At 66.6% G+C, this 20,913-nt stretch carries 19 protein-coding genes; 12 read left to right on the forward strand and 7 right to left on the reverse strand.

Annotated features, from left to right (window positions below):
• Nucleotides 1-594: 594 nt before the first annotated feature.
• Both AC1DT7_RS22925 and AC1DT7_RS22930 read right to left on the reverse strand, forming a co-directional pair.
• Complete coding sequence (locus tag AC1DT7_RS22925; protein ID WP_478038491.1) at nt 595-915, reverse strand: hypothetical protein; 321 nt, start codon at nt 913-915, stop codon at nt 595-597.
• On the reverse strand, nt 912-2,228 hold the full coding sequence (locus tag AC1DT7_RS22930) for a phage tail tip lysozyme (RefSeq protein ID WP_478038492.1): 1,317 nt from the start codon (nt 2,226-2,228) through the stop codon (nt 912-914). Before AC1DT7_RS22930 ends, AC1DT7_RS22925 begins: the two co-directional genes overlap by 4 nt.
• Before the next feature lie 131 nt (nt 2,229-2,359).
• Here AC1DT7_RS22930 and AC1DT7_RS22935 point away from each other — a divergent pair, with 131 nt between their 5' ends.
• Entirely contained in the window at nt 2,360-3,685 is a 1,326-nt protein-coding gene (locus tag AC1DT7_RS22935; RefSeq protein ID WP_478038493.1) for a pentapeptide repeat-containing protein, read from the forward strand.
• 253 nt (nt 3,686-3,938) lie between these two features.
• On the opposite strand, the gene AC1DT7_RS22940 is transcribed toward AC1DT7_RS22935, so the two are convergent.
• Both AC1DT7_RS22940 and AC1DT7_RS22945 read right to left on the reverse strand, forming a co-directional pair.
• On the reverse strand, nt 3,939-4,862 hold the full coding sequence (locus tag AC1DT7_RS22940; RefSeq protein ID WP_478038494.1) for a hypothetical protein: 924 nt from the start codon (nt 4,860-4,862) through the stop codon (nt 3,939-3,941).
• A 64-nt stretch (nt 4,863-4,926) separates the two neighbouring features.
• Nucleotides 4,927-5,862: a Tle-like phospholipase domain-containing protein gene (locus AC1DT7_RS22945; protein ID WP_478038495.1), complete on the reverse strand. Its 936-nt coding sequence runs from the start codon at nt 5,860-5,862 to the stop codon at nt 4,927-4,929.
• A gap of 165 nt (nt 5,863-6,027) precedes the next feature.
• Here AC1DT7_RS22945 and AC1DT7_RS22950 point away from each other — a divergent pair, with 165 nt between their 5' ends.
• Genes AC1DT7_RS22950 through AC1DT7_RS22960 form a run of 3 tightly spaced genes read left to right on the forward strand, consistent with a single transcriptional unit; the run spans nt 6,028 to nt 8,579 of the window.
• Nucleotides 6,028-6,909 carry a DUF1521 domain-containing protein gene (locus tag AC1DT7_RS22950; protein WP_478038496.1) on the forward strand — a complete coding sequence of 294 codons (882 nt, stop codon included), beginning with the start codon at nt 6,028-6,030 and terminating at the stop codon, nt 6,907-6,909.
• 24 nt (nt 6,910-6,933) lie between these two features.
• A complete protein-coding gene (locus AC1DT7_RS22955; RefSeq protein WP_478038497.1) occupies nt 6,934-8,151 on the forward strand; it encodes a DNA/RNA non-specific endonuclease in 1,218 nt (405 codons plus the stop codon).
• A gap of 38 nt (nt 8,152-8,189) precedes the next feature.
• Nucleotides 8,190-8,579 (forward strand): hypothetical protein, encoded by a 390-nt coding sequence (locus AC1DT7_RS22960; RefSeq protein ID WP_478038498.1) that lies wholly within the window; start codon nt 8,190-8,192, stop codon nt 8,577-8,579.
• A 43-nt stretch (nt 8,580-8,622) separates the two neighbouring features.
• Here the strand turns inward: AC1DT7_RS22960 and kdsA are convergent, their stop codons facing one another.
• Nucleotides 8,623-9,462, reverse strand: coding sequence for a 3-deoxy-8-phosphooctulonate synthase (gene kdsA, locus AC1DT7_RS22965; RefSeq protein ID WP_478038499.1), 840 nt, complete (start codon nt 9,460-9,462; stop codon nt 8,623-8,625).
• Between the two features lie 157 nt (nt 9,463-9,619).
• On the opposite strand from kdsA, the gene AC1DT7_RS22970 reads away from it, so the two are divergent.
• From AC1DT7_RS22970 to AC1DT7_RS22990, 5 genes are all read left to right on the forward strand, one after another.
• Complete coding sequence (locus AC1DT7_RS22970; RefSeq protein ID WP_478038500.1) at nt 9,620-10,615, forward strand: KpsF/GutQ family sugar-phosphate isomerase; 996 nt, start codon at nt 9,620-9,622, stop codon at nt 10,613-10,615.
• Nucleotides 10,608-11,438, forward strand: coding sequence for a 3-deoxy-manno-octulosonate cytidylyltransferase (locus tag AC1DT7_RS22975; RefSeq protein ID WP_478038514.1), 831 nt, complete (start codon nt 10,608-10,610; stop codon nt 11,436-11,438). Before AC1DT7_RS22970 ends, AC1DT7_RS22975 begins: the two co-directional genes overlap by 8 nt.
• A complete protein-coding gene (locus AC1DT7_RS22980) occupies nt 11,429-12,037 on the forward strand; it encodes a histidine phosphatase family protein (protein WP_478038501.1) in 609 nt (202 codons plus the stop codon). The genes AC1DT7_RS22975 and AC1DT7_RS22980 overlap by 10 nt, the downstream gene beginning before the upstream one ends.
• 81 nt (nt 12,038-12,118) lie before the next feature.
• Nucleotides 12,119-13,783 (forward strand): capsular polysaccharide export protein, LipB/KpsS family, encoded by a 1,665-nt coding sequence (locus tag AC1DT7_RS22985; RefSeq protein ID WP_478038502.1) that lies wholly within the window; start codon nt 12,119-12,121, stop codon nt 13,781-13,783.
• Complete coding sequence (locus AC1DT7_RS22990) at nt 13,783-14,976, forward strand: glycosyltransferase family 4 protein (protein WP_478038503.1); 1,194 nt, start codon at nt 13,783-13,785, stop codon at nt 14,974-14,976. The genes AC1DT7_RS22985 and AC1DT7_RS22990 overlap by 1 nt, the downstream gene beginning before the upstream one ends.
• 63 nt (nt 14,977-15,039) lie before the next feature.
• Here the strand turns inward: AC1DT7_RS22990 and AC1DT7_RS22995 are convergent, their stop codons facing one another.
• Nucleotides 15,040-15,615 (reverse strand): sterol desaturase family protein, encoded by a 576-nt coding sequence (locus AC1DT7_RS22995; protein ID WP_478038504.1) that lies wholly within the window; start codon nt 15,613-15,615, stop codon nt 15,040-15,042.
• Nucleotides 15,616-15,801: 186 nt separating this feature from the next.
• Here AC1DT7_RS22995 and AC1DT7_RS23000 point away from each other — a divergent pair, with 186 nt between their 5' ends.
• Entirely contained in the window at nt 15,802-16,578 is a 777-nt protein-coding gene (locus tag AC1DT7_RS23000; RefSeq protein ID WP_478038505.1) for an SDR family NAD(P)-dependent oxidoreductase, read from the forward strand.
• On the opposite strand, the gene AC1DT7_RS23005 is transcribed toward AC1DT7_RS23000, so the two are convergent.
• Entirely contained in the window at nt 16,559-18,040 is a 1,482-nt protein-coding gene (locus tag AC1DT7_RS23005) for an LTA synthase family protein (RefSeq protein ID WP_478038506.1), read from the reverse strand. The two genes, AC1DT7_RS23000 and AC1DT7_RS23005, sit on opposite strands and share 20 nt — an antisense overlap.
• A 224-nt stretch (nt 18,041-18,264) precedes the next feature.
• On the opposite strand from AC1DT7_RS23005, the gene AC1DT7_RS23010 reads away from it, so the two are divergent.
• Nucleotides 18,265-19,608 (forward strand): capsule biosynthesis protein, encoded by a 1,344-nt coding sequence (locus tag AC1DT7_RS23010; RefSeq protein ID WP_478038507.1) that lies wholly within the window; start codon nt 18,265-18,267, stop codon nt 19,606-19,608.
• Nucleotides 19,609-19,689: 81 nt separating this feature from the next.
• Nucleotides 19,690-20,424: an aspartyl/asparaginyl beta-hydroxylase domain-containing protein gene (locus AC1DT7_RS23015; protein WP_478038508.1), complete on the forward strand. Its 735-nt coding sequence runs from the start codon at nt 19,690-19,692 to the stop codon at nt 20,422-20,424.
• Nucleotides 20,425-20,913 lie beyond the last annotated feature (489 nt).

Consider the following 20,913-nt stretch of genomic DNA (forward strand, 5'->3'; position numbering starts at 1 on the left):
TGGTCACGGCAGAAGCCRACGAGTGCTGTAAGCCCCTCAGGGTCGTTGGCGAAACGCTGATAATGACCGGGCGCGACAAAGGCATCGAGCCAGGCCTTGGAAACATCCACTCCACAAATGATCTGCATCACGGTAACCTGYCTTGTCTGTGCGATTGGGAAATCAACCGACTGTTCGGTCGTGCGTGACAACGGCGATGGTCCCTGGCTCAGTGACGGCTGTTCAGCCAGAGAAAGAACGGGCGACATCGCCGCCGCGCCGGGGAGGGCGGCCACCCTCCCCGACGCTCATCGCAGACAATCAAGCCGCGACGAGGATGTCCAGATACAAGAAAGAGCGGACCACACCTCACAGCGCGCTCCGATCCCGATCTGTCATGGTCCGTCGTCGCGTTGAATCACCATGGCTTCCACACCGGCCAGTGGTTCACGTGCAAATGCCGATCGATGGAATCCTGCCGGCGCCTTCATGCTGTCGGCGACCTGTGGCGCGAGATAGGCCCGGAGTTGGAGCGCCATGGTCCGGCTGGCGGCGATCGTCGCTGATCTGGTGCTGGCGTTTCACCAGCACCAGGCGAGCTCTTGGGCTCGCGCCCTAATAGCTCCCGTGCTCGTTCCCGCGCGTCCAATATTGGAAGCTGTGGTCGAGCGCCCGTGTGGCGAAGGCGACGTTGCCGCGGTTGAGCTCATGGCCCATGGCCGGCGCGCCATCGAGCGCGCCCGCCCACCAGCCAGAGGCGCGCTTGCCGACGAATGTCATCTGCCGGCCGCTTCGCCCTTTGGCGCGGAGGGTCGTGGCACCGCCGGCACCGGCGGTGAAGATGACCTGGCATGGTTCGGGCGCGGCATCGTCGAAGCTGCAGGTAGCGGGCTCGCTCGTCGCCGCGAGCCCGGCCAGCACCAGGGCGACGATCACCGCTGGAAAATCCCGTTCGCGAGCTGGGCCCGGTGCGCGGAATCCCCGACGATATCGGCTGGCCGCTCATAATAGCGGCAGACGATTGCCGCCGCGTCGCCGGCATTGCTCGCCTGGCGCAAGCGGTTGGCGGCGCCGCGCTCGGTGGTGCTCAGCTCATGCTGGACGAAGTCCAGCTGCTCCTGAAAGGTCGAGTTGCGGATGTCGTGCCCGGCCCACGCCGCGAAATCGGCCTGGCGGGGCCCTTCCCATTGGCCGAGGCCATAGCCGGGGCCACCGCCGATCTGGCGGATCGAGGCATCCATGCCGCTTTCGGCATCGAGATTGGCGACGATCCCCGCGGCTTGAGCCCGGGTCCAGCCCTGCGCCTGGAAATAGGTCATCGCCTGGTCGATCCGGCCCTGGCGGGTCGTGGCGGGCGTGGCCGGTCCGGTGTCGTTGGCCGCGGTCGGCGTGTTGCCTTGCGCGCTTGCCGGCGCATGGAGGATTTTGCCGCCGTGCGACAATGCCCAGGACAGGCTGCCATAGCTGACCTGCTGCGTGCCGTCGGCGTTGCGGTTGTTCGAACCGATCGTCTGGCCGTTCCCGGCGTACAGGACGGTGTGCGACACGCCGCCGCCCTGGATGATGACGACGTCGCCGGGCCGCGCCTGTGCAGCGCTCACCTCGGTCCAGCCGCGCGACCGCAAGGTGGTGTTGAGTTGCGCGACGGAGTCGGTGTGGAGGTTGCCGGGGAGTTGTCCGGCCTCGGTCAGCACCGCCGACACGAAATTCGCGCAGCAGACATTGGCCGGGACATTCGCGTTCATCGGCAGGTCGTCGCTTCGGTCGCCGCGCAGATCCGACGCATTGCGGCCGAGATACTGCTTCGCGATGTCGGCGGGATTGCGGCCGTTGCCGGTGCCCGAAGGCCCAGTGACGCCGCCCGCGGTCTCCGTCGCCCGCGTGCCGGATCCGCCGAGCCGAAGCGTCTGGCCCGGCCGGATCAGGTTCGGATTGACCAGCCCGTTGTCGAGCGCAAGCGCGTGCCAGTCGAGCCCGAAACGCGCGGCGATGCCGGACAGCGTCTCACCGGTCTTCACCTCATAGGTTCCGCCTGCCGCTGCGTTTCCGCCGGCGGGGATCGCCAGGCTTTGGTTGGGGCGGATCAGGTTGGGATTGGATATCTGCGGGTTCGCTGCGATCAGGGCGTTCAGCGAAACACCGTTCGACGCGGCGATACCGGACAGTGTCTCACCCGGCTTCACCGTGTGGCGCGCACCGGTATCGAGATTCTGCGCTTGCGACCGCGCTGCTGTCACCGATTCGACCATCTTCGCCTCCATCGATTGTGCAACCAAGCTCCCATGCCGGGCGTCGGGTGTCTCTCAACGAATCGTTTAGGGCGCGGCCCGGCTCCCCATGCGACGAATGGCGGTGCGACGAACGGAGTGGAGGAGAGAAGATGATCGTCGTCCCGTTGCTTCTACTGGCCCAGTCCACGCCCGTGGCGCCTGTTCCCGCCCCGCTTCCATCGACCGCACCCGCCCCGATCGGCTGCGCGGCAAWGGCGGGTGCGGTCGACGGAAGCGGGGCAGCCTTGCCCAGAGCGATCGACGGCACGGCGCTCAAGAATCCCGGGGCGATCGCCAGACTGAGCAAGAAGGCGAAGGGAGGTGTCGTCCTGATCGACGGCGGCGATTTCAGCGGACAGGATTTCCGCAAGGCCGGTCTCGCCTCGGTCTGTTTCCGCGGCACCAAGCTGGCCAAGAGCAACTGGAGCGGCACCACCGCCCCCGGCATCGGCTTCATCGATGCCGATCTCACCGAAGCACAACTGACCGGCGCGGTGATGCCGGGCGTGCTGCTGCGCACGGCGACCCTTGCCGGCGCCGACGCGACCGGCGCCGATTTCCACGGCGGCCAACTGGACGGCGGTTGGAAAGCGAGCCTGGCCGGCTGGAAGATCGACGGCGCCAACCTGACCGGCTTCAGCTTCAAATGCGGCGTGACCGAGCTGGATGGCTGCCCGTTCGACCGCCAGGGCATCAGCGCGAAGGGCGCCGATTTCTCGGGCGCCGTCTTTCACGGTTTTTCCTTCTGGGGATCGGCGCTCGACAATGCCAGGTTCGAGGGCGCGGACATGGCGTTGCAGGACCTGGCCCAGATCGAGGGCGCGAGCGAACCCGCGACCCTGACCGTCCGGCAAGGTAGGAAGCAGTATTCGGTCACCGGCCCGGTCGCCGCGGCGATCGGCCGGGCCCTGACACCATCGGCATCGGCCACCGAGCCCGAAACACCGGTCAAACCCGCCCGCCCCTCTCAGCGCCTGACCGGCAAGCATCTGTTCCTCAGCGACGGCCTGACGATCGCGCCGGCAGCGGCGAGCGACCCGCTCTGGCCGAGCGCGCTGCGCGTGATCATCCAGCTCGCCCCGTCCTGGCTGATGATCTCGACCGGCGCCGGAGGACAGGCCGAGGCGCGCGGGCGTTCGGATTCGGAAGGCGGCCATAGCTGCACGCTTGCCGTAAAGGGCCTGGCACCCGGGCCGAACAATAGCTTCCTCGTCCTGCCGCCCGGCCGGCGCGGCAGCCGCCCCGGCGTACCGGCGATCCTGATGCTCGGCGACATCGCGACGATCGCGCCGGAACAGGCCGATGCGGTCGACTCGGTCAGGATCGTGCAATGCCTCGGCGCGGCGCCCTTCGGCGCGATGCGGCATGTTCCCGTCGACGACCTGACCTTCGATGCGCTGTGGTCGGGTGCGAGCACGCCTTCGGCTAAAGACTGAACGTCCCTCCGGACGTGTTCCCTGGTCTGCCGCGCCGTGTAGCAATGGGCTTCGGATTTGGCGGCGCGGTGGATGCCGGCACAAGTCCGGCATGACGGAAGTCTGCGGTTCCGTCAGCGTGGATCAAACGCCGGTCTCATCTCGCCATCCGCTCGTTCGCTATCGGATCCAGCTGCGAGACACTTGCTCTCCAAGCGAATGTGAGCCCGAAGGTCACGCCGACGACTCCTGACATCGGGACTCCTGATTCAGGTCAATGCCTCGCGCGAATCTGCGCCAGCGCTTCGTCCGCGACCGTCATGCCCGCCTTGGCCATCGCGGCCGTGGGCCAGGCGCCCGACGCGACCATCTGCCGCACGGTCGCGCGGTCGGGTGGCGGCCAGCCGATGCCGCTCGCTTTGGCGCGCTCGACGAGGCGTGCCCGCGCCGCCTTCATTTCCGGGCCGGTAAAGGCGACCGGATCGGCCAGCAGTTCGTGCGCCGCCATGCTGCCGTCTCCGGCCACACTCCAGAGGGTGCCGCCCTTCTCGACCAGCAATTCGGCGATATCGGCCTGCTCGGCGTCGAGCGCCATGCGTACCCGGTCGATGCCGAAGGCATCGTGCCAGCGCGGATCCGCGCCGTGCCTGAGCAGGGCCATCACCCCGCCGATATGCGAGAAGGTGATCGCCGATTTCATCGGGTCCTCGCCGTCCGGCAGGCGCTGCGGATCGGGCGAGGCCCCGGCGTTCAGCAGCGTCTCGGCCAGGTCGGGCGTATCGGCGAGCAATGCGAGCGTCAGCGCGTTACCCGGCTTCACCCCATTGGCCGGCATGCCCGCGGCGAGCAGCATCGCGACCCCGTCGCCATCGCAGTGCGACACGGCCAGGGTCAGCAGGTCCCCATATTGGCCGTCAGGCGCCGAACTCATCCGTGGATCATGGGTGACCACCGTGCCGATCAGCCGCGGATCGCGCGCCAGCATCGCCCGCGCATCGTCGGTCCGGCCGTCAAGCACCGCCTCGGCCAGGGTGCGGCCGGAAGCGCCATTGGTGACATTGGCGAGCACCCGTGTGCGATCCGGCAGCACGACCGAGCTCCGCTTGCTGAAACAGGCCTTGTCGGCCGCCATGCTGCATCCCCCGGTCGGCGCGATCGCCAGCATCACCGCGATGCCGAAGAAACGATGGCGGATCATGACCGGTTCCTAGAGCCCGGCCGCGGCGGCGTGAACCGGCAATCGCGCTATGCTCACGGCACCATCATTGGGCAGGCATGCTGCTCAGGACCCAGTCCATGCCGTGGCGCGCGACCGGATTGTCCTTATACCAATGCTGGCCCTCGGGCTGGACGGCGTCGAGCGGCATGCGGGTCCCATACGCCTCGGGCGCGTCGGCCAGGATGGCGCCCGGGATGCCGCCGAAGATCGCGCCGAGCACCCGGTCCCCGCCATCCTGCACGGCGGAGAGGATCTCGCCGCGGACATAGAAGGCGCTGATTTCCGACGCGCGGCCGATCCCGGCGCTGCTGCGGATGCCGTCGGCCTGGCGGATCGTCGCGGCGCTCAGCCCGGCGGCATTGAAGGTCGCCGCGTCGCGCCCGCTGGCCAGCGCGGCCGCCGAAGCGAGGCCACCGCCGAGCGAATGACCGGTCAGCGTCACCTCCACATCGGGGTTGCGCGCCAGCGCCTTGGCGACCAGGAGCGCATGGGCGTATTGATCGGACGGCAGGCCGACCGCCTGCTGGGCATTGGCCTTCCAGTCGCTGCCGTCGGTCGTGCCACGGAAGCTCACGACATAGCGCGTGCTCGCGCCTTCGCCGCTCGCATAGACGCGCGCCCGGAAGGCGCTTTGCGGCGAGGTCAGGTCCTGTTTGCTCAGCCCGAGCTGCGCCAGATCGGCGTCGCTCGCCACGCGGTACCCCGGCGGCGGCGTGGCGATATCGTTATAGACGTCCGCGGATAGCTGGGCGAGCTCGCGTGTCGTCGGGCCGCCCGCAGCGGCGATCCCCGTCGGTGCGGTGGGGGCCGGCGTCGCGAACTGAACCGCCGGCTGGGGCTGCTGCCACACCAACGCCTCGCGGACGGGGATGAGATGCGACTGGAACTCGCTGTTCGCCGCCTCGCGGAGGCGCGCCGATACGGCGCCCGATGGGGCGAGGCTCGGCGTGCGCAGGGCAAGGCTGTTGGCGGCGTCCATGCGTCTCTCGTCAGGGCAAGTGCGGAGCTTTTGGTGCCATTCGCCGCCGCGCCTGTCGCTAGACGAATCGTTTAGGCGCTCTAAGCGATCCGTTGAGTGATGCCGGACGAGCGGCATGGCACCTCTTCCATCGTGGCCATTCCGGCCAGTGCGATGGAGAACAGCATGACGACGATCGCTTCGGGCCAGTCGGCCCAATTCGCCGCTAACGCCTCTCTGGCAACGCAGGGCAGTGCGCTGATGATGGCGTCGGGCATCCTGGCCGGTGCCTTCCGCCCGCTCGGCGCCGGCCCGCTCGCCTTCGGCATGCTGCCCGCCGCCTTTGCCGTGAAGCTCGGCACGCTGGCGCAGGGCGCCGCGCCGAGCCAGCTTCAGCAGACGGCCGGCTTCACCGCCCAGGTCACCGGCCAGAGCACGGCCAAGGTCGATCTCGGCGACGGCTATCGGCTCGAGATCGACGAGCGCAACAGCGAGATGACGATCTTCAACGAGAAGACCGGCGAGAGCACCCGCATCTGGGGCGACCCGCATGTCGACGTGAACGGCAGCCATCAGTTCGACTTCTACGGCACGACCACCTTCGAGTTGGCCAACGGCACCAAGATCACCATCAATACCGAGCCTTATGCCGCCAACGCCAATGCTTATGTCTCGAGCCAGGTGGTGGTGACCAAGGGCAGCAACGCTGTGGTGATCGACGGCATCAGCCAGAACCAGATCGGCGACCTGTCGGTCAGCGTCTCGAACAACGGCTATGCGATCGACGCCGCGCACCGCGACGGCTTCACCGTGCTCGAACAGTCGGGCGGCTGGCAGACCGAGCTCGGCCAGACCGTGACCCAGGCCGAGGCCGACATCACCCGCCCCGGCCAGCTCTATGGCCCGGGCAGCGACGCGATGAGCCTCGCCGAAGCCGGCACCGCGATCGGCGGCTTCCTGTTCCTCGGCAGCCTGTTCGGCGCCTCGTTCGGCCTCGACGCCTCGGCCCGTGCGCCGTTCGGCAATCTCGAATCGACCCGCGTGCTGCGCCAGCTGCTGCTGGCCTGATCCCCTACCCGGAAGGAGAGCCTCATGGTTGGCGGTGTGAGCGGCGTCACCGACGCGGCAAGGAGCCTGACCAATGCCGGCGGCCTTGGCGAGGCGCTGGTCGTCGCCAACCGGATGTCGCGCGGCGTGGATGTGGGCGGCCTTGCCCATGACCTCGCCGACCTGTCGCTGCGCGATCCGAAGGGCGCGGCGACCGCGATCGAGGCAGCGCGCAAGGACCTGGCGCCCGTCCAGCGGGGCGAGTTCGACCGACTTTTGCCCGAGGCGATCTCGACCCGGCAACGCACCGCCAATGGCGGACCGGCGGGACTGACCGATGCGCAGAAGGAACTTGGGCTCGATCTCACCCAGATGGGCCTCGACGTCGCCGGGCTGTTCGATCCGACGCCGATCTCGGACGGCGCCAATGGCGTGATCTCGCTGCTGCGCGGCGACTGGCTCGGCGCCGGCATCTCTGCCGTCAGCATGGTCCCCTATCTCGGCGACGCCGCCAAGCTGGGCAAGCTCGGCACATGGGGCAAGACGGTGATGAAGGCGGTCGAGATCGCCAAGACCGACAGCGCCTTCGCCAAGGCGGTCGGGCCGGCGCTCGGGAAGATCTCCGACGCGATCGGGGCGGCGCCCAAGGCCCTGCTCGACCGCCTGCCGCAATCCGCCCGCGAGACGCTGGATGGCATGAAGCGCCAGATCGACGGGCTGTCCTCGAGCGCAGCGAAGAAGGCCGACAATGTCGCCGCGGCCGGCGTGCATACCGCCAGGGTCGGCGACAATACCGTCACCTGGACGCTCGATGCCAGCGGCCGGCCGACGTCCGCGTCGGCGACTCTGTCCGAGCTCCAGCCCAAGGGTGCGGTGCGCGGCAAGGATGAGCTGTCCGCCCAGGACCATGTCCGCGGCCGCGGGCTCGACGACGACGATGCCGGCCATATCATCGGCCACCGCTTCCTGAGTGACCAGGGCGAGCGGAACATGTTCCCGCAGAATTTCAACTTCAACCGATCCGCCTACAAGACGATGGAGAATGAATGGGCGGCCTGGATCGAGGCCGGCGCCACGGTGAAGATCAACGTCGCGCTGAAGGGCGGCACGGCGGATCGCCCGGCGCAGGTCGGCGTTGTCTATGAAGTGGTGAACGCGGCGGGCAAACGGGTCTTCAAGAACAGCGAGCTGTTCGATAATGCAGCGGGACAGGTGTTCGACCGGGTGTCGTCCGCGGATATCCGCAAGATGCTCGCCAGGTGACCGGCGCCCCGGTCGCAGCGTTTCTGGAGGTGGTTTCGATGAGCAGCGTGGCATTCGACCAGACCCGCGCGGACGCGCTCGTCAACGAGATTGGCCAGATGGTGATCGCCGACCCCAATTATGCCGCGCGCGAATGGTCCGGCATCGCGCTGGTCGTCGAGGTTGCCCAGCGCAAGCGCATGTACGGCTTCGTCTATCTCCCCGATGGCGACTGGGAAGCGGAGACGCCCGACGATTTCGAGGTGATCGACCGCGCTGCCGAGCTGAACCGGGTGATGGCCGCCGGCGGCAATGGCTGGACCCGCTGCCTGGTGCAGATATCGCGGCCGGGGCCGAAGGTCGTGATCAGCTTCGATTATGACGACAAGGGCGACTGGGTCGTGACGCCGGGCAACCATGAAGAAATGGCCGGCCGCCTCAAGCCGTGACACGCTGAAACGGGTTCAGCATCCGCCGCCGATCACTGCTCGGCTAGTCGAGCCCGCCGTCCTTCACCACCGCATCGATCGCGATCAGCCGTTCGAGCAACGCCTCGAGCTTGTCGAGCGGCCAACTGTTCGGCCCATCCGACAGCGCGCGGTCGGGGTCGGGATGCGTCTCCAGGAAAAGACCCGAGATACCGGCCGCCACGGCAGCGCGGGCAAGCAGCGGTACGAACTCGCGCTGGCCGCCCGAACGATCGCCCTGCCCGCCCGGCAACTGCACCGAATGAGTCGCGTCGAACACGACCGGGCATGCGGTATCGCGCATGATCGCGAGGCTGCGCATGTCGGAGACGAGATTGTTGTAGCCGAAACTCGCGCCGCGCTCGCACACCATGAAATTATCGGCGGGAACGCCGGCTGCCCCGGCGGCGGCGCGGGCCTTGGCGACGACATGGACCATGTCGCCCGGCGCGAGGAACTGCGCTTTCTTGATGTTGACCGGCTTGCCCGACGCGGCCACCGCCGCGATGAAATCGGTCTGCCGGGCGAGAAAAGCCGGCGTCTGCAGCACGTCGACGACGTCCGCCACCATCCTGACCTGATCCTCGGCATGCACGTCCGTCAGGACGGGAAGGCCGGTCTCGTTCCGTACCTTCTCCAGGATGCGCAGCCCTTCCTCGATGCCGGGCCCGCGAAAGGATGTGCCCGAGCTACGATTCGCCTTGTCGAATGAGCTTTTGTAGATCAGCAGCACGCCGAGCCGGTCGGCAATCGCGCGAAGCCGCTCGGCGGTGTCGAGCGCAAAGGCCTCGCTTTCGATCACGCACGGCCCCGCGATGAAAAAAAGCCGCCGATTTGGACCAATCTCTTTCCCACACAGACGCATGTTAACCTCTTCCGGCTTGCCTTGCCGGGCGCCTGTCTCTCTAGAGCCACAGACGACCGCGTAACGCGGCACTGCGCCGCAGAAACGCTGGAAGTCAACGCGATAGCAACTTAGGTGCCGCTAACTGGGTCGCAGCGGTGCGACTTTGGGGATTTATATGCAGGCGACAGCCGCAAGTATCTTGGACGAGTCGGGTTTGCTTTCCGCGCTCCGCACCACACGAATCGAGATCGACGCACTCCAGGCCTTTGCCGAGGCGCTCCGTACTGCCCCGCTTCGCCAGAGCTTCCTGAGCGCCGTGTCCGCGATCAGTAACCTGTCGGGCCGTCTGATCATCACCGGCATGGGCAAGAGCGGCCTGATCGGTCGCAAGATCGCCGCGACGATGAGCTCGACCGGCACGCCGTCGCTGTTCTTGCATTCAAGCGAAGCGAGCCATGGCGATCTCGGCATGATCGGCCTCGGCGATATCGTGCTCGCGCTGAGCTGGTCGGGCGAGACGACCGAGCTAGGTGACATCATCGCCTATTGCCGGCGCTTCGGCGTGAAGCTGATCGTCGCGACCGCGAACGCCGAGAGCACTGCCGGCCGTGCAGCCGACATCTGCCTCGCCCTGCCGCCGGTTCGCGAGGCCTGCCCGAACGAGCTGGCCCCGACATCCTCGACCACGGTGCAGGTGGTGCTGGGCGACGCGCTGGCCGTGGCGCTCATCGAACGGCGCGGCTTCACCCGGTCGGACTTCCTGACCTTCCATCCCGGCGGGCGTCTCGGCGCGCAGCTGACGACGGTCGCGCAACTGATGGCGCGCGGCGAGAGCGTGCCGATGGTCCGCGCCGGCGCCACCCTGCTCGACGCGACGTTCGAGATGAGCCGCAAACGCTTTGGCTGCACCGCGGTGATCGATGAGAACGAATGCCTGATCGGCGCCTTCACCGACGGCGACCTGCGGCGCAGCTTCGCGAGCAAGCATCTCGGCGACGATATCCGCGAGCACATGACCGCGACGCCGATATCGGTCACCCCAGAAACGCTGACGTCGGACGCCCTGCGAATCCTCAACGACAATGCCGTGTCGGTGCTGTTCGTCTGCGACAATATGCGGCTGGTCGGCGTGATCCATCTTCACGACATGCTGCGTGCAGGCGTTGCCTGACGGCACACCACCCGACCTGATCGTGATCCCGGCCCGCTTCGCGTCGCAGCGATTGCCGGGCAAGCCGCTGATCCCGATCGCGGGCCAGACTCTGCTGACACGCGTCGTGGCGATCGCGCGCGAAGGCGCCCGCCGGGTAGGGAATGCCGATGTCGTGGTGGCGACCGACGATGCCCGCATCCTGGATCACGCCCGGATCCTTGGCTGCGACGCCGTCATGACCGACGCGGCGATCAGTTCCGGATCGGGCCGCGCCTGGGCAGTGGCGCGAGAACGGACAATCGCCCCCCCGATCGTCGTCAACCTGCAGGGTGACGCGCCCTTCGCGCAACCGGCGATGATCGCAGCGCTGATCGCGGCGCTGCGCGCCTCGCCCTGCGGCGTGGCCACGCCCGTCGTGCCCTTGTCATGGGAGGCGCTCGACGCGTTGCGGCGGCACAAGCAGGCCTCGCCCTTCAGCGGCACGACCTGCACCCGGCGCGCCGATGGCCGGGCCCTTTGGTTCTCGAAAGCGGTGATCCCGTCGATCCGCGGGGAAGCACAGCTTCGGCAGGCCGGCCCGATCTCCCCCGTGCTCCGCCATATCGGCCTGTACGCCTATCGCTTCGACACGCTGGGGCGCTTCGAGGCGACGGCGCCGACACCCTACGAAATCCTCGAAGGCCTCGAGCAACTCCGTTTCCTCGAAACCGATGAGGATATCCTGACGGTCGAGGCCGGCGCGCTGCCGCATACAATGTCGGGCATCGACACCCAGGACGATGTCGCGATGGCCGAATGCCTGATCGCCGAGTATGGCGAGCCACATCTGTCATGGATCTGATCGTCACGATCGTCCGGCATGGGAACACCTTCGCCCCCGGTGAGCCGCCGCGCAGGATCGGCGCGCGCACCGACCTGCCGCTCGTCGAAAGCGGCATCGGGCAGGCACACGCCCTTGGGGCGGCCTTTGCCGAACAGCGCCTCATCTTCGGCCGGGCGCTGGCGGCGCCACTGCTGCGGACCCGAGCAACGATCGATTACATCCTCGCCCGCCAGGAGCAGGCGCCACCGGTCGAATCCGCCGACTGGCTGACGGAGATCGATCACGGACCCGATGAGGGGCAAACCGAAAGCGATGTGGTGGCCCGGATCGGCCGTGACGCGCTCGCCGCATGGGACGCCGAGGCGCACGCGCCCGATTTCTGGATCGTCGATGCTGACCGACGCATCGAGGGATGGTCCGGCCTGTGGAAGCTTGGCCAAGGCCGGGTGCTCATCGTCACCAGCAACGGTGCAGCGCGCTTCTCCCTCTTCTCGGACGAGGACCTGCGACGCCAGGCGACCGAGCTGCCGTCGCTGAAGCTACGGACCGGCGCTTATGGCGTGATCGCGCGCGAACGAGGCCGGCTGCGCCTGGTCGCCTGGGACCGCCGCCCCTGAACCATGGCTTGCATCGGGAAGGGCATTGCGGGAAAGCCGGGCGATGAACCGCGTCCGCCCCCTGCCATCGACGAGACGGGGATGAGCCTGGCGTTGCTCCGCGCGCCGCCATTTCCGGGCATCGATGCGTCGGTTACGCGACCGGGCACCGGCAATGGCGTCGACCTTCCGGCCGAGATGATCGACCGCACCCTTGGCGCGATCCGCGAGGCGCGGGTCGGCGGCGCCTTTTGGTTGCCGCCCGCCAGGGACGTCGCCGTGACCACGATACTCCGCGCCCGATCGACCGGCGAGGCCGGGCAGGCCCTGTCGATGCTGACCGACGCCGAGCGCGCGACGACACGCTGGATTCCGCCGGCGGACGCCGCCGAACGGATAGCGGCAATGCCCGCCCCGCCGGGCGTCACCCTGTCCGAACAGGTCGATCCCTGGTCGCTGCTCGGCGACACGACGAGACTGGTCGCGCATGGCGACGACGAGTGGGTGGCCCTTGCCGCGATTGCCGGCGCGCCGGTCCACCTGCTGTCGGCCGGGCGTTTCGGCACGCCTGGCGACGACGCAGCGCAATTGCGCCGGATCGTTGCCGAAGACGTGCTGCGGGAGACCTATCGCGACCCCTTCACCGGGCAGGACAGCGCGATCGCGGCGACGGTTGCGCTGCTCGCCGAGTGGCGCCGGACCTTCGAGGCCAATCGCGGGATCGTTGCCGCCTGCGGCTTCAGTTGGTGGAAGCGGCAAGAGATCGAGCGGTTTCTCCGGACGCCCGAACACCCGCTACGCTTCTTCCGGTCGGAGCGTCGGGCGCTCGATTACGCGGCGCGACACCGGGGTGCGGTCGCGATCTGGCCATCGCGCGTGTCGGACAGCATGGCGGCAGCGGCCGCCGCGAAGAAGGTGCCGCTGGTCCGCGTCGAGGATGGTTTCGTCCGCTCGGTCGGCCTTGGCAGCAATCTGGTACCGCCCTCGTCGGTCGCGGTCGACCGGCGCGGTATCCATTATGATCCGGGCCAGCCGAGCGACCTCGAAACCATCCTTGCCGAGGCCGATTTTCCGCCGACCCTTCTCGCGCGCGCCGTACGGCTGCGCGAAACGATCGTCGCGGCCGGGATCAGCAAATATGGCAGCGATTCCTCCCACGCCTTTCCCCCGCGCCAGGCCGGCCGCCGCCTAGTGCTGGTGCCGGGGCAGGTCGAGGACGACATGTCGGTGCGGCTTGGCGGTGGCGGCCTGTCGAGCAACCTCGAGTTGCTGCGCCGCGCGCGCGTTCTGGAACCAGATGCCGAGATCTGGTTTCGCCCCCATCCCGATGTCGTCGCCGGCCACCGCAAGGGCGCGGTGCGCGATGCCGATGCCCTCGCCCACGCCGATCGCATCGTCCAGGGCGGCGGCATGGCGCCCCTGCTCGACCTGGTCGATGGGGTCCACGTCCTCACCTCGCTCACCGGGTTCGAGGCAATACTGCGCGGGCGCGAGGTGACGTGCCACGGCATGCCTTTCTATGCCGGCTGGGGCCTGACCCGGGATTGCGCGACCGTGCCCGACCGGCGTGGACGACGACTGACGATCGAGGAACTGATCGCCGCGGTGCTCATCGTCTATCCGCGCTATCTGGATCCGGTGACCCGCCTGCCCTGCACACCCGAGATACTGATCGGTCGTATGGGCGAGGGTGCGGCGCACAACCGGCTCGGATGGGTCACGCGCATCCGGCAGGTCCAGGGCCGGCTGCTGAGGCGCTTCACCTGATGGCAAAGCATGTCATCCTCGATCTGTCGCGGCTCGTGTCGCGCGCCCGGCACCATACCCCCTCGGGCGTGGACCGGGTCGAGATGGCCTATGCCCGCGGGCTGCACGCGCGGTTCGGCGACCGGCTCCACTTCGCCGCCGTCCATCCCTTCGGCCCTTATGGCAGGATCCAGACCGGCAAGGCGCTCCACTTTCTCGACGCGCTGGAGCGACGCTGGGAGAATCAGGAGGGCGGCGTCGAACGACGCTCGCTGATCGAGGTACTCCCCTCCTTGCTCTCGCTTCTGCCGGAACGGACGCGCGGGTCCGCCGGGAGCGTCTATGTCCAGGCATCGCCGCATCATCTCACCCGGCCTGCGCTGGTCCGGCGTATCCTGGAGCGAGAACAGGCACGGTTCCTGTGCCTGGTCCATGACCTGATCCCGATCGAATATCCCGAATATGCGCGCGTCAACGGCGCCAAGCTGCACACGCGGCGGATCGAGACGATCGCCGCGCTGGCCGACGGCATCATCGTCAATTCCGGGGCGACGGGGGAATCGATGCGCCCCTGGATCGAGCGGACCGGCCGGAATGTCGAGATGCGCGTCGCGCTGCTCGGCACGCATGACATCCATGTACCGGCGACGCCGATCGCCGTGCCGGACGAGCCCTATTTCATCTGTGTCGGCACGATCGAGCCGCGCAAGAACCACCTGTTGCTGCTCAATCTGTGGCGGGCGATGGCGGGCAGGCTGCCGCAGGATGCGATCCCGCGCCTGATCATCGTCGGGCGGCGCGGCTGGGAGAATGAGCAGGTAATCGACATGCTCGAGCGCTGCGCGGCGTTGCAGGGGCATGTCGAAGAACTGAACGGCTGTTCCGACCAGCGCATGGAGGCGCTTCTGCGCGGCGCGCGCGCGCTGCTGCTGCCGTCGTTCGCCGAAGGCTATGGCATGCCGGTCGCCGAGGCGCTGTCGGTCGGGACGCCGGTGATCTGCAGCGACCTTCCCGCGCTGCGCGAGGCCGGCGGAGACGTGCCCGATTTCCTCGATCCGCTCGACGGCCCCGCCTGGAGCGCCCACATTTTCGATCATTTTCGTGCCGGGCCGCTTCATGCCGCGCAGATGCAGCGCCTCGCGCAGTGGCAGCCGCCTTCGTGGGACGATCACATCTCGATCGTCTGCGAGGCTATCGACGACCTGCAGCGATAAAGCGCCGCGCCGGGAGACTGCCCCGAAGTCGCGGACGAGCGAATTCCCAAAGGCGGAAGATTCTTACGGGCGCTTGGCAGGGATGTCGGTGCCGAATACCCGATCCCAGAAGGTCGCGGTGATCGCGTAATTACCTTCCTCTTTGGCGAAATGGTGCCGGATATGGTGCCGCCGCAATCGGCCGAGCACCGGGCCGCGCATCGGCAGCTGGTGGCAGGCATAGTGGATGCCGTCATATACGACATAGCCGATCCCGAAGCCGAGATAGAGTACCGATCCCGCCGGGCCGAACAGCAGATAGAACCCGGCCCAGATCCCGGCCGACACGACCACGCTCACGATAGGCGGCATGATGTTCCGGTACTTGTCGCCGGGAACTTCATGATGATTGCCATGGGTCAGGAAAATCAGCCACTGACCAAATGCCGAATTCAGCTTCATGTGGAAGATGAAGCGGTGCATCGCATATTCGAACAGCGTCCAGATCATGATGCCGAGCAGTACGAGCCCGATCGATGCCGCAAGGCTCGTCACCCCCCAGCTCGCATAGAGTGCGGCCCCGAGGAACACCGTCCATGTCAACACGAACGCCACCGGGGAGATCAGCGTCAGCCGCTCCAGCAGGTCGTTTCGGAACAATCGAACGCGCGGGGAGGATGACCCGTATTTCATCATTTGCAGGTCTCAATTTCTCCCGTCGAAACATCGGCATGCGCACAGCGGGCTGTCTCGTGTCAAGCAGCAATACTTCAGGAACCGACGCATCCGCAAAAACAACGGATGGATTGCCTGGAAGCTGCGACATGAGACGGTCATAAGCCCCTCATGAAGGCGCAACTGCCGAATCGGATACTGATCACTGGTGCCTCCGGTGGCCTGGGGGCGGCGCTCGCGCGTCACTATGCCGCGCCGGGGCGGACATTATCGCTGTGGGGACGCGATGGCGAACGGCTGGAGGCGGTAGCGGCCGTCTGTCGCAAGGCGGGTGCCGATACGGCGGTTCGGTTTCTCGACCTTTCCGACGCCGCCGCTGCGATCGCGGCTCTCGATGAGGAAGATGACAGAGGAGCGATCGATCTGGCGCTGCTCGCCGCGGGCATCGGCGATGTCCAGGCACCGGGCGATCTGGTCGAGGATGCCACGCAGGTGATGCGGTTGGGGCTGGTCAATTTCGTCGCCACGACCACGATGGCGGCCGCGCTTGCACGCCGCATGGCGCAGCGCGGCGAAGGACGGATCGTCCTGATCGGGTCGGCCGCCGCGTTCCATGCCCTGCCCTTTGCCGCCGCCTATGCCGGGTCGAAGGCCGGCCTCGCACGGTTCGCGCAGGCCTTGCGTCTCGGGGTGAAGGAGCATGGCGTGCGTGTCACGCTCGTTTCTCCCGGCTTCATCGACACCGCCGCCGGACAAAAGACCGGCGGCGCCAGGCCCTTCCTCCTGCAGCCCGCCGATGCCGCTGCACGGATCGCCAGGGCCGCGGCGCGCGGCCAGGCGCATGCAATCTTTCCCTGGCCATTTGCCGTGCTACGCTGGGTCGATCGCCTGCTGCCGCGACCGCTGCGCGATCGATTGCTGCTCGGCCTCAGGCCTCCGGCCGGCTGAGCGCCGATGCATCGCCCGTCTGCACGCAACGCAGAATGGCGTGATGAAGTCCGGCAGGCGAAAGGTCGGTCCGACCGGGACCATCCTTCAGGATCGATCCGCCCGAGCCGAAACGCAGGATAACATAAGGCGTGTGACGCGCGCCTCCCGGAGCCGTGGCACCGGGAATGCTCGGTCGGTGATCTCCGAAAAAGACGAGCAGCCCCGACCTGCCGTCACTCGACAGCCGTTCGATTAGGTCGCTCAGCATCGCGTCGCTGCTGTGGAGGTGGCGCAAATATGCCTCCAGCCTGCCGCGTGCGTCCTGTGCATTGTCGCTGTCCCACGGCCCATGGTTCTCCATCGTCACCGCATAGACCAGAGTCGGCTCAGTCGCATTGTCGACCAGGTCGATCAGCGAAGCCCCCAGGGTCCTGTCGTCGACATAGCGACCGCCGCGAGACGAGCCCGTGGCAAAACCTTCCTCGCCGATCATGCGATCGAAGCCCAGCGCCGGCATCAGCCGGTCGCGACTGTAGAAACGCAGGTCGTGCGGATGGACGAAGGAACAATGATAGCCGGCATTCCGCAGCCGCGCCGGCAGCGCATAGGATGTTTCGCCGTGCGCGCTCAGGAAAGGATCGTACCGGCGAAAGCCGAGCTCGGCCTCGCTTCGGCCGAACAGCACGCCATATTCGGTGCGCATCGTGTACGCGCCGAACCCGCTGACATCGAGCTCACCCCATTGCCACGCGGCGGCGCGCGCGCTTGCGAGCCCCGGCAGCGCGCGCTGCGCCTCGCCGGTGATCTCGACCGGATCGGCAAAGGATTCGCATTGCACGATGACGATGATTTCCGGCGGTGCCGGTTCCTCGGCACCCCGCGCGACCTCGAGTGGGGCACAGGGCCGCGGGTCCGGCGTACGCCGCCACCCCCGCCAGTAAAGCAGCAGGCTCGCGAGCAGGCCATAGCGGGCAAGGTCGTCCGGGAGATCGGGGGTTCGCACCGCCGACTCGAGCCAGCCGCCATGGAGAAGGAGGAACGCGGTGCTCCCGGCGAGCAGCAGCAAACCGCCGCCCATGAGGTGCGGCACTAGGCTGGTCGAGAACAGCAGCACGAGGATGACGAGCACGATCGACGCCCCGATCGCCAGCATCCAGCGTTCACGCACCGAGATCGCGGTGAAATAGAAGCGCGGGTGGCGAAAGACGGCGATAATTAGCGCCAAATCGGAGAAGATTAGTGGCTCGCCCAGCATTTTATGCTTCGCATTGGATGCAACAGCGAGGAGCGTGATCGCGGCGGTCGCCAGAATCGCCGCGACGGGGACGTTGCCGGAACCGGCGAGACAAAGGCCGAAAGCGGCAAGCATGACCAGCAGGTGCAGCACGAGCCCCTGCCAGCGCCGCAGGCGCGCCGCGCGCGGCCGTACGGCCACATCGAGCAGCAGCGATGCGACCAGCATCGCCAGAAAGAGGATCACACCGTTCGCCACTGAGGTCGTCGCGTCGCCAGTCTCGATTAAACCACGCCGTCTGGCTGCGGAAGAGAGTCGTAGCTTCTACCTCTAGCGGGCGACCGCCCTGCTGTCACGGTTAAGGCATAGCGCGGCGCAACTTGGAAAAATGTAACCGAATCTGTATGCGTTGGTCGAATGGCGATGCGTTCTGACAGGGGACGCCATTCGAATCGAAAGTGACATCACGAATGCCAGATATGTTTGCCGAGGGGCCAGTCCTGATGCCGCAAGTCGCGGCCCCCGGACAAGCACAGCCCCTCGCCAACCGCAACATCCTGTTGCTGCAGGGGCTTATGGGGCCATTGTTCCGTAAGCTCGGCCAGGCCCTGCGACGCGACGGCTACGGGGTCCACAAGGTCAATTTCAATGGCGGCGACCGCCTGTTCTGGCGCCTGCCCAATGGCATCGATTATCGCGGGTCGCTCGCGGAATGGCCGGAGGCATTGAAGCGACTGATCGCGGATCGCCAGATCACCGATGTCGTACTCTTCGGCGATTGCCGGCCGATGCACATGGTGGCGACCGCGGTCTGCCGGGACCTGCACGTGCCGGTCCATGTGTTCGAGGAAGGCTATATCCGGCCGGACTGGGTGACGCTCGAGCTGGGTGGCGTGAACGGCCATTCGACGCTGCCACGCGACCCGGCCTGGTACCGGGCCGAAGCCGCCGCGCTGCCGCCCGCGCCGGAGCATCATCCGGTGCCGTCGTCCTTTCGCCGCCGCGCGGCCGAGGGCCTGCTGTACAACGCAGCCGATGTGCTGACCCGCTCCTATTACCCCTATTGGGAGAATCATCGTCCCTGGCATCCCTTGGTGGAAGGCATGGGCTGGGCACGCAGGCTGCTGCGGCGCAAGGCGGCCGCACTGCGAACGCATGACGTGCTCATATCGCTCGAAACGCGGGGCCAGCCCTATATGCTGTTCCCGCTCCAGCTCGATTCGGACGCGCAGATCCGGCTGCACTCTTCCTTCGCCGGCATTGCCGATGCGCTGCGCCTGGTGATCACATCGTTTGCGGCCAACGCCCCTGCCGACCTGCGCCTCGTGGTGAAGGAGCATCCGCTCGACAACGGGGTGCGCGACTGGCGGCTTGAAACAGAGACATTGGCGGCACTCCACGGCGTCGCACATCGGGTCGATTATCTCGAAGGGGGGGATATCGTGCCGGTCGCGCAACGCGCCAAGGGCATGGTGACGATCAACAGCACCAGCGGCACGCTGGCGCTTGCGCTCGACGTGCCGGTGATCGCGCTCGGCCAGGCGGTCTATGATATCGAGGGCATCACCTTCCAGGGGCAGCTCGACGATTTCTGGCGCGATCCGGGCAGGCCGGACGCGGAAACCTTCGGCGCCTTCCGCCGCGTGCTGATCGATCGGTGCCTCGTGGCCGGCGGATTCTTCTCCGAGGAAGCCCTCACCAAGGTCACCGAGGGTGTGATTGCCCGGCTCGAAGCGGCCAGTCCGTTGAAGCAGGCATCCCTTGCCCAAAAGGGCATGCCCAAGCCCGAAAAGGGAATTCTGGTCGCGGATTGAGCCATTCCGGCTCCTTCTGTAAAGAAGCCGAAGGCGCGCCCGGTCGCTTGACGGCGTCAATACCTGCTGTCGGAGGAAGGATTGAACTGGAACGAAACGGTCAACGCGCGCGGGCGGAAAGTGCCGCTCGTGGGTAAGTCCCTATATCAGATCGGCAAGGAAATGCGGCCGAAGATCGACGCGATCATTATGCGCCGCTCCCTCATCCCGGATGAGCCGATCATCGACAAGGCGCCCTTCGCCTGGATTCCCATCCTCGAAAGCCGCTGGCGCGATATCCAGGCCGAGGCGACCAGGATTCGTACCGAGGACATCCCGTCGCTCGGCGACATCTCCTTCGACCATGGCCAGATCGCGAAGGATCGCCGTTGGAAGTCCTTCTTCCTGAAAGGTTATGGCTACCGGCTCGAGAATAATTGCGCGCGGGCGCCGATCACGGTGTCATTGCTCGACAAGATTCCCGGCCTCGTCACAGCGATCTTCTCCGTCATGGAAGCCGGCGGCCATATTCCGCGTCACCGCGGCATGACCAAGGGCATGCTGACCTATCATCTCGCGCTAAAGGTACCGGCCGAGCGCGAGAAATGTCGCATGAACATCGAAGCCCCCGATCAGCTTCACGTCATGTCCTGGGCCGAGGGAGAATCCTTCATCTTCGACGACCTCTACAATCACGAGGTGTGGAACGAGACGGCCGAGGATCGGTATATCCTGCTGATACAGATCAAACGCCCCTGTCGCGGGTTGGGCATTTCATCCAGAATTTCTTCCTGTTCTGCGTACGCCACTCGCGGTTCGTTCAGGATATCGTGCTGAATATCGACGATGCGGGGCATAAGGTCGTGACGGTTGGCCGGGCCACTGCATCCGAACAGTGAGCCGGGCCGACCAGAACCGAATACTACACTCATATGTGGCACGGTTGCCGACGGGTCACCCGAGCCAGGCACGGCCCCCTTTGGTGCAGCCCTCTGGAATCATTCTGCAATATGAACTGTCCGCTCCGCTACGCGTCGGCCCTTTTAGCCGTGGCGTCAGGCTGGCCTTCACGATACGAATGGGTTAAACCCATGTCGATGTTCAATTTTGTGGGGAGTGGCCTACGATACTCGCGTTGCCGTGACGAAGTCCGCCGATTTCAGACGCCTGATGCGTCCGCCCGTGTGACAAGCAATGGCTTTCGGGTAGCGCGATTTTGACTCGGCGCCTTCAGAGTAATGGGCGTCCTTGGGAATATCGCCGGACCACGCGTAGCGTCACCGCATGTAAAGACATCCCTGGATCGCTCCGGTTTGCCCACACGCG

It is taken from the genome of Sphingomonas sp. P3_C6, assembly GCF_056402595.1.

What these genes read in the sequence shown, in the direction of transcription:
- AC1DT7_RS22930 (WP_478038492.1), bottom strand. Translation starts at nt 2,228, where the DNA reads ATGGTCGAATCGGTGACAGCAGCGCGGTCGCAAGCGCAGAATCTCGAT.
- AC1DT7_RS22940 (WP_478038494.1), bottom strand. Translation starts at nt 4,862, where the DNA reads ATGATCCGCCATCGTTTCTTCGGCATCGCGGTGATGCTGGCGATCGCG.
- AC1DT7_RS22945 (WP_478038495.1), bottom strand. Translation starts at nt 5,862, where the DNA reads ATGGACGCCGCCAACAGCCTTGCCCTGCGCACGCCGAGCCTCGCCCCA.
- AC1DT7_RS22950 (WP_478038496.1), top strand. Translation starts at nt 6,028, where the DNA reads ATGACGACGATCGCTTCGGGCCAGTCGGCCCAATTCGCCGCTAACGCC.
- AC1DT7_RS22955 (WP_478038497.1), top strand. Translation starts at nt 6,934, where the DNA reads ATGGTTGGCGGTGTGAGCGGCGTCACCGACGCGGCAAGGAGCCTGACC.
- AC1DT7_RS22960 (WP_478038498.1), top strand. Translation starts at nt 8,190, where the DNA reads ATGAGCAGCGTGGCATTCGACCAGACCCGCGCGGACGCGCTCGTCAAC.
- kdsA (WP_478038499.1), bottom strand. Translation starts at nt 9,462, where the DNA reads ATGCGTCTGTGTGGGAAAGAGATTGGTCCAAATCGGCGGCTTTTTTTC.
- AC1DT7_RS22970 (WP_478038500.1), top strand. Translation starts at nt 9,620, where the DNA reads ATGCAGGCGACAGCCGCAAGTATCTTGGACGAGTCGGGTTTGCTTTCC.
- AC1DT7_RS22980 (WP_478038501.1), top strand. Translation starts at nt 11,429, where the DNA reads ATGGATCTGATCGTCACGATCGTCCGGCATGGGAACACCTTCGCCCCC.
- AC1DT7_RS22985 (WP_478038502.1), top strand. Translation starts at nt 12,119, where the DNA reads ATGAGCCTGGCGTTGCTCCGCGCGCCGCCATTTCCGGGCATCGATGCG.
- AC1DT7_RS22990 (WP_478038503.1), top strand. Translation starts at nt 13,783, where the DNA reads ATGGCAAAGCATGTCATCCTCGATCTGTCGCGGCTCGTGTCGCGCGCC.
- AC1DT7_RS23000 (WP_478038505.1), top strand. Translation starts at nt 15,802, where the DNA reads ATGAAGGCGCAACTGCCGAATCGGATACTGATCACTGGTGCCTCCGGT.
- AC1DT7_RS23010 (WP_478038507.1), top strand. Translation starts at nt 18,265, where the DNA reads ATGCCAGATATGTTTGCCGAGGGGCCAGTCCTGATGCCGCAAGTCGCG.